Source organism: Pseudomonas marginalis, from assembly GCF_024169655.1.
Classification (GTDB): domain Bacteria; phylum Pseudomonadota; class Gammaproteobacteria; order Pseudomonadales; family Pseudomonadaceae; genus Aquipseudomonas; species Aquipseudomonas paraveronii.
The window spans coordinates 1,718,145-1,731,322 of sequence record NZ_JALJWV010000001.1; the positions used below are offsets into that span (position 1 = coordinate 1,718,145).

The window sequence follows — 13,178 nt, forward strand, 5'->3', positions numbered from 1 at the left end:
TTATTTGTCTGGTTTTCGATAATTTTATTGTGTCTCGCTGTTTAGATCATATTAAGGAATTTAAAATGAAAGTGGGTTTCGATTATCAGATTTTCACTCTCCAGGCTTTTGGTGGTATATCTCGTTATTATGTCAGCCTAGTGGAGCAGCTGAAGTCAATGGGGCATTCTCCCCGGATTTTTGCTCCTTATCATTGTAACGAGTATCTGTCCAATGTCTCGCCTCTGACTGTGGATGGCAAACGGATTGCTACCAGAAACTCGAAACTAATGCGCCTAAGCCTACCAATTAATCAAATGCTCTCGAATAGCAGAATGAAGTCTTGGGTACCTGATGTGGCTCATGAAACCTATTTTTCGATGTTCAAACCTTCTCGACGTTCTTTTCCGACTGTTTTGACTGTATACGATATGGTCCATGAGAAATTTCCAGAAGAGTTTTCTAGGTGGGGCAATATCAGTGTCCGTAAGCGCATGGCGGTTGAGCGAGCCGACCATGTCATCTGCATTTCCGAAAGCACCCGTAACGACTTGATCCAGGCATTTGGTGTGGACGAATCTAAAGTTTCGGTTGTTTACCTGGGATTTGACACATTTACCGATGTTGGTGTCAAAACTGACAGCCCTGAGATCTCTCGTCGCCCTTATTTACTGTTCGTAGGTAACCGGGCTGGCTACAAGAATTTCCATGGTTTTTTACGAGCGTTCGCTCTATCACCTGCCTTGAAGGCAGATTACGACATCGCCTGTTTTGGCGGTGGTGCTTTCACTGTCGCGGAGAAGGAACTAATTCATAGCGTGGGGTTGTCTGAGGATCGTGTTAGGTATCAGGGGGGCAGCGACAAAGTTCTTGGCGATCTCTACAGTCAGGCTGCTGCTTTTGTTTATCCCTCTATGTATGAAGGTTTTGGCCTGCCGCCTCTTGAGGCGATGGCCAAGGGCTGCCCGGTCATTGTCAGTCATTCCAGCTCAATGCCCGAGGTGGTGGGGGATGCAGGCTGTTATTTCGATCCGCACTCCATTGAAGAAATGTCCGCTGCGATGGAAAAAGTAGTTTTCTCGTCATCGCTCAGGCAATCCTTGGTCAGTGCCGGTTATAATCGCCTGCAAAAATTTTCGTGGGCTTCCTGCGCCGAGAAAACTATGGATGTTTACACTCAAGTGGTGAGGTGAGTATTGGACCGTGACCAAAAAGTCGCATTGATTTGCGGCGCAAGTGGGCAAGATGGGTCCTATCTGGCCAAGTTTTTGTTGAGCAAAGGCTACGTAGTCTGGGCCAGCTCGAGAGATGCGCAAGGAGCTTCTTTCAGCAACTGGGCTCGCTTGGGAATCGAACCCGGGCAAATAAAAACACTCTCAATGGTGCCAGAGGATTTTCGTAGTGTCTTTATGGCATTACGGAAAAGCAATCCGGACGAAGTTTACTATCTGGCTGGCCAATCTTCCGTGGGCTTGTCTTTTGAGCAGCCGGCCGAGACGATTCAAAGCATTACCCTGGGTACGCTGAATATGCTGGAGGCCTGCCGAATGGCTGAGCGCCCCGTCAGGCTTTACCAGGCGGGATCGAGTGAGTGTTTCGGCGATACGCTTGGCGAAGCGGCCAATGAGGCGACAGCACTGAAACCTTCAAGCCCGTATGCGGTTGCAAAGGCATCTGCCTACTGGCTGGTTGAGAATTACCGGGCGGCTTACAACTTGTACGCCTGTACGGGGATTCTGTTCAACCACGAATCGCCGTTGAGACCTACTCGTTTTGTCACGCAGAAGATCATCAGTACAGCCCGGCGCATAGCCAGCGGTTCGACTGAAAAATTGAAGCTGGGCAGGCTTGATATCTCGCGCGATTGGGGCTGGGCGCCAGAATATGTCGAGGCCATGTGGCTCATGCTCCAGCAGGATGTCCCTGAGGATTATGTTATCGCAACAGGTACGACGGTAACCCTGCAGGAATTCGTGGCAGAGGTGTTTCGTTGCCTGGATCTCGACTGGAAGGATCATGTCGTCGTGGATGCTGAGTTTTTGCGTCCTACCGATTTGTTGGTCAGTCGCGCAGATCCGTCCAAGGCTGAAAAGCAGTTGGGCTGGAAGGCGCGATATAAGGTTGCAGATGTTGTCAAGGGCATGCTGGGCTAGAAGCTGGTTTTATTTAAAAGGAAAATATTATGTCGGTTAAAAAAGCGCTTATTACGGGTATTACAGGCCAGGACGGTTCCTATCTTGCCGAGTTTCTGCTTGAAAAAGGCTACGAAGTCCATGGCATCAAGCGCCGTGCTTCGTCCTTCAACACCCAGCGTGTGGACCACATCTACCAAGACCCGCATGTCGATAATCAAAAGTTCGTGCTGCATTATGGCGATTTGACCGATTCGTCCAACCTCACTCGTATCATCCAGGAAGTTCAACCGGATGAAGTGTATAACCTGGGTGCACAATCCCATGTTGCCGTGAGCTTTGAATCGCCTGAGTACACTGCTGACGTTGATGCCATGGGCACGTTGCGTATCCTGGAAGCCATTCGTCTGCTCGGTCTTGAGAAGAAAACCAAGTTTTATCAGGCTTCGACCTCCGAGCTATACGGTCTGGTGCAAGAGATTCCCCAGAAAGAAACCACACCGTTCTACCCTCGCTCTCCTTACGCCGTAGCAAAAATGTACGCTTACTGGATCACGGTTAACTACCGTGAAGCCTATGGCATGTACGCCTGTAACGGCATTTTGTTCAATCACGAATCTCCGCGTCGAGGCGAAACATTCGTAACGCGCAAGATTACCCGTGCGTTGGCAAACATCTCTCAAGGCCTTGAGAAATGTGTGTTCCTCGGCAACATGGATGCACTGCGTGATTGGGGCCATGCCAAGGACTACGTCCGCATGCAGTGGATGATGTTGCAACAGGATGAGCCTGAAGATTTCGTGATCGCCACAGGCGTCCAGTACTCCGTGCGCGAATTCGTGCGTTGGTCGGCGGCCGAGCTTGGCATCAAGTTGCGCTTCGAAGGTACCGGCGTTGATGAAATCGCGGTAGTTGAAGCCATTGAGGGTGATAAAACTCCGGCGCTGAGCGTGGGGGATGTGGTGGTGCGTGTTGACCCGCGTTACTTCCGTCCTGCCGAAGTTGAAACCTTGCTTGGCGATCCGACAAAAGCCAAAACCAAGTTGGGATGGACGCCGGAAATCACGGTTCAGGAAATGTGTGCCGAGATGGTGCGTGAAGATTTGAAAGTGGCGCAGCGTCATGCCTTGCTCAAGCAGCATGGCCATGAGGTTCCTGTTGCAACGGAGAACTGATCAGTGGCTCGTAATTTGACCGAAGCGGTATTGGTTGTCGGGTATCGAGGAATGGTCGGATCGGCCATCGTGCGGCGTCTGTCTGCCTTAGGTTATAAGAATATCCTGACGCTCGGCCGCGAAAACTTGGATCTGCTCGATCAGAGTGCGGTGAGGGCATATTTCGATGAGCACAAGGTCGACCAAGTGTATCTGGCAGCCGCGCGCGTTGGGGGTATTCATGCTAACAATACCTACCCTGCGGACTTCATTTACGACAACCTGATGATTCAGGCGAATGTGATTGAAGCTGCACATCGCGCGGGTGTGCAGAAGCTGCTGTTCCTGGGCTCCTCTTGCATCTATCCGAAGCTCGCCGAACAGCCGATGACGGAGCAGGCGCTGCTGACTGGCACGCTCGAATCAACCAATGAACCCTACGCGATTGCCAAGATTGCTGGGATCAAGTTGTGTGAGAGTTACAACCGTCAGCACGGTCGTGATTATCGCAGCGTGATGCCGACCAACTTGTACGGCCCACACGATAACTACCACCCGGATAACAGCCATGTTATTCCGGCGTTGCTGCGTCGTTTCCACGATGCGGTAGAGAATTCGGTGGAAGAAGTTGCAATCTGGGGCAGTGGCAAGCCAATGCGTGAGTTCTTGCACGTTGATGATATGGCTGCAGCCAGCGTCCATGTCATGGAGGTAGATGGCGAAGTCTATCGTGCCAATACTCAACCGATGCTTTCCCATATCAACGTCGGTACAGGTATCGACTGTACGATTCGTGAGCTGGCGGAGACCATCGCCAAAGTGACTGGCTTCAAGGGGACGCTGACGTTTGATGCGTCCAAGCCGGATGGTACGCCGCGAAAGCTGATGGATGTTTCTCGACTGAAGTCCATGGGATGGCAGGCGAGCATCCAGCTTGAGGACGGTTTGAGAGATGCTTATCAGTGGTTTGTCACAAACCGTCTGGACGCACGAAACTGATGGTTTTGCGGCAACGCCCGCTCAGGGTGGGCGTTGTCTGCATACGTCTTGAATTTCGATCTCGTAACCATCGATTTCGCGGCTCGATCAATAGGGCGCAGACCTGATTCATCACCTTTGCGTGTGTTGCATAAAGTGTGATGCTGAATCGACGCAAGGTCGGTGTTTTAGCAATGCCAGTGCCTCACCACCAAGCGTATGATGAGTTCCAGGCAACCTATATAAACGTCACTGCATCGAGCATAACTCCACCTGCGAGTATTTCGCTGCGCTGATCAAGAAAGAATCAAAGGATGATTGAATGTTTCTTCCGGTAATCATGGCGGGCGGCTCAGGCACTCGTCTTTGGCCTTTGTCCCGTCAGTTGAACCCAAAGCAGTTCCTGCCGTTGGTGGACGCTGACCTGACAATGCTGCAGGCCACCATCAAGCGTCTTGACGGACTGGAGCATGCCGTTCCTCAATTGATTTGTAATGAAAGCCATCGTTTTCTGGCGGCAGAGCAGCTTCGGCAATTGGGGCTGGAAGAGGCCAATATCATTCTCGAACCAGTGGGGCGCAATACTGCTCCGGCCATTGCTTTGGCGGCATTGCAGGCGCTAACCGAGCAGAACGACCCCATCATGCTGGTGCTGGCCGCCGATCACCTGATTCAAGATGTTGAGGCGTTTCACCAGAGCATTGCCAAGGCGCAAGCACTTGCCGAAGCGGGCAAGTTGGTGACGTTCGCCATTACGCCGATCCATCCTGAAACCGGCTACGGTTATCTTCAAATGGGCGCGCCCGTAGGGGATGGAGGATTCGAGGTCAATCGCTTCGTTGAAAAGCCAAACCTTGAAACTGCGCAACAGTACTTGTCTGAAGGCAGCTATTTCTGGAACAGCGGCATGTTCATGTTCCGCGCCAGCCGCTACCTTCAAGAACTTGAGCTGTTTCAGCCGGAAATTGTTTCTGTATGCCGTGAGGCTTTGGCCGGCGGTCAGCAGGATATGCACTTCACCCGCGTCGACAGCGCAGTATTTGCGACCAGCCCTGATGATTCCATTGACTATGCCGTCATGGAAAAAACGTCGGACGCTGTAATGGTCCCTTTGAATGCAGGATGGAGTGATATTGGCTCGTGGTCGGCGCTCTGGGAGGTTGGCGAAAAAAACGCTGAAGGGAATTTGTTCAAGGGCGATGTTCTTTCCGAAAACACCTCTGGCAGTTACGTCCACGCGACGCATCGCCTGGTCACGACTGTTGGTGTGGTCGACCTGATCATCGTCGAGACCAAAGATGCTGTACTCGTCGCGCACAAGGATCAAGTGCAGGACGTGAAGAAAATTGTTGATCAGCTCAAGAATTGTAAGCGTCAAGAACACGCAAACCACCGTGAGGTCTACCGACCATGGGGTGTGTACGACTCGATCGACAATGGTGAGCGTTACCAGGTCAAGCGAATCACCGTAAAGCCCGGCGAGAAGCTCTCGGTCCAGATGCATCATCACCGCGCAGAACACTGGATTGTGGTGAGCGGGACTGCTCGTGTGACCAATGGTGAAAAGACCTATCTAGTGACTGAAAACCAGTCGACCTACATCCCTATTGGTCAGGTACATGCCTTGGAAAACCCGGGAGTGATCCCTCTCGAATTGATTGAGGTGCAATCCGGGTCTTATCTGGGGGAGGACGATATTGTCCGTTTCGAAGATATTTATGGTCGAGTGAAGGGTTGATAGTGTGAAAATTTCAATCATCACCGTTTGCTATAACAGCGCCTCGACCATTCGTGACACCTTAGAATCGGTACTCTCGCAAACCTACGAAGACATTGAGTACATCGTGATTGATGGTGCTTCAAAAGACTCGACGCTGGCCATCATCTCTGAGTATGAAGGGCGTATATCGACTGTTTTGAGCGAGCCTGACAAAGGCATCTATGACGCGATGAACAAGGGTATTAAATGTGCGACCGGAGACTATGTCGGCATTCTCAATTCGGATGATGTGTTTTCCAGCACCTCTACCATTGAGGAACTGGTGAAGTTTTTGCAGGCCAACCTCGCCTGTGACGCGTCATACGCAAACCTGGTATTTGTCGAGCGCGATAACACTGAGGTTGTGACGCGGAAATACTCGTCGTCCGGATTTTCGGCCTGGAAAATTCGCTTTGGTTTCATGATTCCGCATCCGACCTTTTACGCGCGTCGAAGCCTTTTCGAGCAGTTTGGTTACTATAAGTTGGGTTATCGTGTTTCGGCCGACTTTGAACTCATGGCCCGCTTCATCACTCAAGGCATCAAACTCGCCAGGCATGACGCGAACATGGTCAAGATGCGTCAAGGGGGAATTAGTACCACGGGATTTTGGTGGAAGGTTCACCAAAATATGGAGATCGTCAGGGCGTGTAAAGAGAACGGCATCTATACCAACATTTTCATGATTGCCATGAAGATTCCTTTCAAAGTCGCCAGTTATTTTTTTAAATGATGTCCGTGAATAAGGTCCTGCTTACAGGCGCGACCGGTTTTGTCGGTTCGCAGCTCTTGGTTAATTTGCTTGAGCACGGGTGTCACTCGGTTGTCGTCGCGTCCCGATCTGATCATGCGAGCGTTAGTCACCGGTGTCAGGTATTCAACCTGGGCGAGTTCGGCGCGCAGACATTGTGGCATGAGGCGCTGGTTGGTGTTGATTGTGTGGTTCATTTGGCTGGGCGGGCTCACGTCCTGGCGCGTGAGGCCAATGCCCTGGAGCTGTTCCGCGAGTCCAATACCGAAGCGACCCTTAACCTGGCCAGGCAGGCGGCTGCTCAGGGTGTAAGGCGTTTCGTTTTTATCAGTTCAATCGGCGTGAATGGCGCACTCACTGCCGGCCATCCTTTCTCAGAGACTTCTGATCCCGCTCCTCATGCAGATTACGCCGTTTCAAAGCTGGAGGCAGAAATGGGTTTGATGCAACTCTCCAAGAACACGGAGATGGAAGTTGTCATCATTCGACCGCCCCTGGTTTATGCGGCTCATGCCCCAGGCAACTTTCGCCGTCTGCTGAAGCTTGTTCATTTGGGTATTCCGCTGCCTTTTGGGCGAGTGAATAACAGCAGGAGCATGATCGCTCTGGAAAACCTGGTTGATCTCATCGCAGTTTGTGTCGCGCACCCGGCTGCAGCTAACCAAGTGTTTTTAGCGTCTGATGGCGTTGATTTTTCTACTGGACAAATAATCGATCTCTTGGCCAAAGGCATGGGTAAGAAAGCGCGGCTGGTCCACTTGCCTATCTCGTTTTTGAGAGTGTCTGCGAAATTGTTGGGTAAGCAGGGGGTTTATACCCAATTGTGCGGTTCGTTGCAGATAGATTCATCCAAAGCCAGACAACTGCTTGGTTGGGTGCCACCTGTTTCGGCTGAGGCGGCGATGATCAGAGCAGGACAAGAGTTCAGTAACAAAGTCGTCGGTTCGTGAAGCGTTGGAGTCGTAAGTGATGGTTTGGATATTTTTTGTTATTGCCGGTTGCATTTCCCTGCTGCTAACGAGTGCTCTACGACGCTATGCGCTTTCTAAAAGCTTGATAGACGTACCCAATGCCCGTAGCTCTCATACGGTGCCCACTCCCCGTGGTGGCGGTGTGGCTATCGTGTTGAGTTTCCTACTATTGGTGCCTTTGCTCTCGATATTTTCGCTTTTACCTTGGGCTTCTGCCTGGGGGCTGATAGGCGCCGGGGTTGGTGTCGCGGTGTTGGGTTTCCTGGATGATCATGGTCATATCGCTGCACGATGGCGGCTACTTGGCCATTTCAGTGCCGCGGTGTGGGCACTGTTCTGGCTGGGTGGAATACCCCCGTTGACTATAATGGGCGTCGTGTTTGATATGGGCTGGATTGGGATGGTGCTATCCCTGTTCTACTTGGTGTGGATGCTCAATCTTTATAACTTTATGGATGGGATTGATGGCTTGGCCAGTATTGAGGCTATCGCTGTCTGCGTCAGTGCGTCGTTGATTTATGCATTGATGGGTTTCAGTTCGTTGGCATGGGCTCCATTGCTCCTGTCATTCACGGTAGCGGGCTTTTTGTATTGGAACTTTCCCCCTGCGAAGATTTTCATGGGAGATGCGGGTAGCGGATTCTTGGGCGTGACCTTGGGGATTTTGTCCTTGCAAGCGGCCTGGGTGTCTCCTGCGCTCCTTTGGGTTTGGGTGATTCTGATGGGCGTCTTCGTGGTGGATGCTACATTCACACTTGTTAGGCGTCTGGTTCGTGGAGACAAAGTCTATGAAGCGCACCGTAGCCATGCCTATCAGTACGCGTCACGACAGTTCGGCCGTCACTTGCCCGTGACCTTGACCGTTGGTCTTGTGAACGTAGTCTGGCTGCTTCCCGTGGCATTGTGCGTTGCGCTGTTGGGACTGGATGGTTTTGTTGGTGTGATAATTGCGTATATGCCGTTAGTCATGTTGGCATGGAAGTTCCAGGCGGGTGCAGTTGAGAAGATCGAAGTCAGGTAGTAAATCTTCTGAATATCCGCAGTATTAATACTGTTTTTTGCGATGCTTCACCCGTTCGGAGGTAATTATGGATATGTTACGGATCTATTTGTTAGGTCTACCTCGCCGATATAAACGATCCATTCAGGTTCTCACCGACGTCGTGCTGGTGTGGCTAGCACTCTGGATGGCTTTCGTTGTGCGTTTGGGGATCGACGAAATGATCAATCCAATCCGTATGCATCCATGGCTCTTCGTCTCCGCGCCCCTGATCGCAATCCCCTTGTTCATACGCTTTGGTATGTACCGTGCGGTCATGCGGTACTTCGGTAACGATGCGTTGATCGCTATTATCAAGGCTGTGAGCCTTTCGTCTTTGATATTGGCAGTCGTTGTTTATTGGTATAGCAATCATCAGAACGTGGTGCCGCGTTCCATCATTTTCAACTATTGGTGGCTCAGCCTGATCACTATCGGCGGGCTGCGACTAGCGATGCGTCAGTACTTTTTGGGCGACTGGTTCACTGCCGCGCAACATGTGCCGTTCACCAATCGCGACAACGGGCTGCCTAAAGTTGCAATTTATGGTGCCGGTGCCGCGGGTAACCAGTTAGTTGCCGCTCTGCGTATGGGCCGAGTGATGCGTCCAGTGGCCTTTATCGACGATGACCTGAGTATTAGTGACCGCGTGATTTCGGGGCTCCAAGTCTACAAGCCCAAGCATATTCAACGCATGATCGACGCTACGGGGGCCGAGGAGATTTTGCTTGCCATTCCTTCCTCAAATCGCGGTCGACGTCGTGAAGTCCTTGGTTTTCTTGAGGGGTTCCCTCTTCACGTGAGAAGCGTCCCGGGTTTCATGGACCTGGCCAGTGGGCGTGTGAAGGTTGATGACATCCAAGAAGTCGACATTGCCGACTTGCTGGGTCGTGACGCAGTCCCTGCCCAGCCGGATTTACTGGAACACTGCATCAAGGGACAAAGCGTTTTGGTTACAGGCGCTGGGGGATCTATCGGTTCTGAATTGTGTCGACAAATTCTCGCTCTGCAGCCGACGACACTTTTGCTGTTTGAACATAGTGAGTTCAATCTCTACAGTATTCTTTCTGAGCTTGAACAGCGGGTAGCTCGAGAGTCGTTGTCGGTCAGGATTTTGCCAATCCTGGGGTCGGTGCGTAATCAATCCAAGCTGCTGGATGTCATGAATACTTGGCATGTCGACACCGTCTACCATGCCGCGGCCTATAAGCATGTGCCAATGGTTGAGCACAATATTGCCGAAGGTGTATTAAACAACGTGATCGGCACGCTTAATACCGCACAGGCTGCACTGCGAGCGGGAGTTGCCAACTTTGTTCTGATTTCTACAGACAAGGCTGTACGCCCGACCAATGTAATGGGGAGTACCAAGCGCCTGGCCGAATTGACACTGCAGGCTCTGAGCTGTGAGCTGGCTCCAGTTTTGTTCGGCGATAGGTCCAATGTTTCACATGTGAATAAAACCCGCTTCACCATGGTTCGTTTCGGCAATGTACTGGGATCGTCGGGGTCGGTCATTCCGCTATTCCACAAGCAGATCAAATCCGGTGGGCCATTAACGGTCACCCACCCGAAAATCACTCGTTACTTCATGACGATCCCCGAGGCGGCGCAATTAGTTATTCAAGCTGGATCCATGGGGCTGGGCGGTGATGTATTTGTGCTGGACATGGGGGAGCCGGTGAAAATTGTTGAACTGGCTGAGAAGATGATTCACCTGTCGGGTCTCAGTGTGCGTTCCGACAAAAATCTCCATGGAGATATTGCCATCGAGTTCACCGGCCTCCGTCCTGGCGAGAAACTTTACGAAGAGTTACTCATCGGCGACAACGTCGTTGCCACCCGGCACCCGATGATCATGAGTGCGAATGAAGACCATCTGTCTTGGGACGTACTCAAGGCCAGACTGGACGACTTGTTGGCTGCCGTGGAGGATGACGACTACACCCGCGTCCGCCAACTCTTGCGCGAAACCGTCAGTGGCTACTCCCCCGACGGCGAAATCGTCGACTGGATCTACCAGCAACGTCGCCTGGAACCGTGAGTTAACACTCTGTAACCCACCCACTTTTGACACCCTCCACCCATCGCCTAACGTAGAAAAGCAGCTTCGGAAAAGCTGCTTTTTCTACCTCACCGATGTCATGGAGCCTCACCAATGCAAAACACCTACCTCACCTCCCTAATCTTCGCCTTCCTCACCACTCTCTCCGCCGCCACCACCGCCGCCCCATCGATCAAGCCCGAACCCCCAACCCCCATCACCACCCAAATGGCCCAATCCGAACAATCCACCAAGGTCAACCTCAACGCTGCCGATGCCGAAACCCTGCGTCGTGACCTCTTCGGCATCGGTGCCGCGAAGGCCAACGCAATCATCGCCTATCGCGAAAGCAACGGTCCGTTCATGGCGGTGGATGAGTTGTTGGAAGTAAAGGGCATCGGCAAGGCGTTGCTGGAGAAAAATCGGGGCAGGTTAGAGATCAAATAAGTATCGGGAGGCCGGTCAGTGACCGGCCTTTTTTCATACGGGCTCTGCGCTTTCAAACCGTCACCCACGATTTCCACGATGCATGTTAACCAAGCTGAATCTTTTTGCACCGCACAGCTCTTGGCATGGAAAGTGATTACTGTCACAGGGAGGATTGTTCAACAATCGTGAGGTAACGATGCCATTCAGCTTGTCCTTAGCCGACCAGATCGCCCTGGAACTGCGTGCCGATATCATCGGTGGCCGACTGTTGCCGGGAATGGCGCTGGTCGAGGTGGAGTTGGTCAAAGCCTATAACGCGTCGCGCAATACGATTCGTGAGGCGTTGCACCGTTTGGGGCAGGAAGGGTTGACGCGCTATGTGCGTAACAAGGGCGTGATGGTGCGTCGGGTGGAGCGCGAAGAGGTGCGGGATTTATTTGTCGTCCGTCGTACCCTTGAATTGCAGACCATTGCCCAGAGCGGTGCGCTCACCCAAGACCAATCCGAGCGTATGCAAAACGCCATCGAGGCCACCGCGCTGGCCCGCGAGCGCGAGGACTGGCGGGCGGTGGCCACCCACAGCCTGGTGTTTCACCAGCAGATTGTCGGGCTGATGCGCAGTCCGCTGTTCGATGAGTTTTTCGCTCAGGTAATCGCCCAATTGCGTCTGGTGTTTTGCGCCGCGCCCGATGAACAGCGCTTTCAGTCGCCCTGGCTGGAGCGTGATCGTGAAATATACGAGTTACTGATCCACGGAAATAAACCGGCGGCAGGCGAGGCGATGAGCCTGTACCTGGATGATTCCGAACGCCTTTCGTTAGCCCTGTTTACGCACCCTTGATCGAGGACCCGCAGCATGTACAAAGACTATCCAGCCGCTTACCAGGTCAGCAAAGGTTCGGCGTTGCAGGTCGACACAGCGTTTTATGAGCGTATTCGTGAGCGCAAGGATCAGCGCACTTTGGTCGAACAGTTCGAGGTGCCGATTCGCACGGGCAGGGCGTGGAAGGTGCCGGCCGGGCATGTGTTCCGTGTGACTACGCCGGTGGGGCCACAGGTGGGCGACTTCAATGTGTGGAACGCCAACGACCCGCGCGAACGCCTGTGGGCCGCGCGCACGCGCCAGTTACAGGGTGCGCATGTCAGCACCCATGACCGACTGTGGTCGAACCTGCCATTCCTGCGGCCGTTGGTGACCATCACCGATGACAGCCTGGCGAGCTACGGCATTGATGAACACGGCGGGCGCTTGCACGATTTGCTCGGTACGCGCTGCGACCCGTATGTGAACCGCATGCTCACTGGTGAAGATTTCCATCATCACTGCCACTCGAACCTGACCCGTGCGGTGTTGCCTCACGGTCTGACGGAATTCGACGTGCATGACGTGCTGAATATTTTCCAGTGCACGGGCCTGAATCACGACGACATGTATTTCATGAAGGCGTGTCCGGCGCAGAAGGGCGATTACCTGGAGTTTTTTGCCGAGATTGATTTGCTATGTGCGCTGTCGACTTGCCCGGGTGGGGATCTGTCGCTGCCGATGTGGGGGCCGGATGCACAGGACCCGCTGACGGTGTGCCGTCCGCTGGGGGTTGAGATTTATCGATTGGAAGAAGAGTTGCTGAACGGCTGGAGCTCGCCTGCGCGTGCTGCCTATAAAGGGCTGCACGGGTTGCAGATTGCCAAGGCGGATTGGGAGTAGGGCAGAAGAGGGGGCTGCTTCGCAGCCCAACGGGAGCAAGCTCCCTCGCCACAGGGGCAAACCAGGTCAGCGGTCCTGCGAGTCCTTGGCATCCGCCTGCGCATTGCGCTCGGCCACGCGTTTGCGTTGTTCGTCGGTGAGTTCCACTTTGTTGGCGCTGTCACGCAGCATCAGCAGCCCGCCGACGATCGACCCGATCGCAACCACCATAATCAACCATGCATACCACGGCATAAC

The 13,178-nt window shown here is 52.9% G+C and carries 13 protein-coding genes; 12 read left to right on the forward strand and 1 reads right to left on the reverse strand.

Features of this window, described 5'->3' with window-relative positions; all coding sequences use genetic code 11:
- Positions 1 to 65: 65 nt before the first annotated feature.
- The 12 genes from J2Y83_RS07725 to J2Y83_RS07780 all read left to right on the forward strand — a co-directional run bounded on the left by J2Y83_RS07725 (position 66) and on the right by J2Y83_RS07780 (position 12,941).
- Positions 66 to 1,172 (forward strand): glycosyltransferase family 4 protein, encoded by a 1,107-nt coding sequence (locus J2Y83_RS07725; RefSeq protein ID WP_253394257.1) that lies wholly within the window; start codon positions 66 to 68, stop codon positions 1,170 to 1,172.
- 3 nt (positions 1,173 to 1,175) lie between these two features.
- Complete coding sequence (locus J2Y83_RS07730) at positions 1,176 to 2,132, forward strand: GDP-mannose 4,6-dehydratase (protein WP_253394259.1); 957 nt, start codon at positions 1,176 to 1,178, stop codon at positions 2,130 to 2,132.
- Between the two features lie 29 nt (positions 2,133 to 2,161).
- Complete coding sequence (gene gmd, locus J2Y83_RS07735) at positions 2,162 to 3,286, forward strand: GDP-mannose 4,6-dehydratase (protein ID WP_253394261.1); 1,125 nt, start codon at positions 2,162 to 2,164, stop codon at positions 3,284 to 3,286.
- Between the two features lie 3 nt (positions 3,287 to 3,289).
- Entirely contained in the window at positions 3,290 to 4,264 is a 975-nt protein-coding gene (fcl, locus tag J2Y83_RS07740) for a GDP-L-fucose synthase (RefSeq protein ID WP_307511660.1), read from the forward strand.
- A 301-nt stretch (positions 4,265 to 4,565) separates the two neighbouring features.
- Positions 4,566 to 5,981 (forward strand): mannose-1-phosphate guanylyltransferase/mannose-6-phosphate isomerase, encoded by a 1,416-nt coding sequence (locus J2Y83_RS07745; RefSeq protein WP_253394263.1) that lies wholly within the window; start codon positions 4,566 to 4,568, stop codon positions 5,979 to 5,981.
- A gap of 4 nt (positions 5,982 to 5,985) precedes the next feature.
- Entirely contained in the window at positions 5,986 to 6,735 is a 750-nt protein-coding gene (locus J2Y83_RS07750; RefSeq protein WP_253394265.1) for a glycosyltransferase family 2 protein, read from the forward strand.
- Between the two features lie 5 nt (positions 6,736 to 6,740).
- Positions 6,741 to 7,703 (forward strand): NAD-dependent epimerase/dehydratase family protein, encoded by a 963-nt coding sequence (locus J2Y83_RS07755; RefSeq protein ID WP_373423727.1) that lies wholly within the window; start codon positions 6,741 to 6,743, stop codon positions 7,701 to 7,703.
- A gap of 16 nt (positions 7,704 to 7,719) precedes the next feature.
- The gene (locus J2Y83_RS07760) at positions 7,720 to 8,745 is read left to right on the forward strand and encodes an MraY family glycosyltransferase (RefSeq protein WP_373423726.1); all 1,026 of its coding nucleotides are present in this window, start codon (positions 7,720 to 7,722) and stop codon (positions 8,743 to 8,745) included.
- Between the two features lie 64 nt (positions 8,746 to 8,809).
- The gene (locus J2Y83_RS07765; protein ID WP_253400359.1) at positions 8,810 to 10,807 is read left to right on the forward strand and encodes a polysaccharide biosynthesis protein; all 1,998 of its coding nucleotides are present in this window, start codon (positions 8,810 to 8,812) and stop codon (positions 10,805 to 10,807) included.
- A gap of 114 nt (positions 10,808 to 10,921) precedes the next feature.
- Complete coding sequence (locus J2Y83_RS07770) at positions 10,922 to 11,254, forward strand: ComEA family DNA-binding protein (RefSeq protein ID WP_253394267.1); 333 nt, start codon at positions 10,922 to 10,924, stop codon at positions 11,252 to 11,254.
- A 178-nt stretch (positions 11,255 to 11,432) separates the two neighbouring features.
- Positions 11,433 to 12,077 (forward strand): GntR family transcriptional regulator, encoded by a 645-nt coding sequence (locus J2Y83_RS07775; protein WP_253394269.1) that lies wholly within the window; start codon positions 11,433 to 11,435, stop codon positions 12,075 to 12,077.
- 15 nt (positions 12,078 to 12,092) lie between these two features.
- The gene (locus tag J2Y83_RS07780; RefSeq protein WP_253394271.1) at positions 12,093 to 12,941 is read left to right on the forward strand and encodes an urea carboxylase-associated family protein; all 849 of its coding nucleotides are present in this window, start codon (positions 12,093 to 12,095) and stop codon (positions 12,939 to 12,941) included.
- Between the two features lie 66 nt (positions 12,942 to 13,007).
- Here the strand turns inward: J2Y83_RS07780 and J2Y83_RS07785 are convergent, their stop codons facing one another.
- Positions 13,008 to 13,175 carry a DUF2897 family protein gene (locus J2Y83_RS07785; protein WP_017848826.1) on the reverse strand — a complete coding sequence of 56 codons (168 nt, stop codon included), beginning with the start codon at positions 13,173 to 13,175 and terminating at the stop codon, positions 13,008 to 13,010.
- Positions 13,176 to 13,178 lie beyond the last annotated feature (3 nt).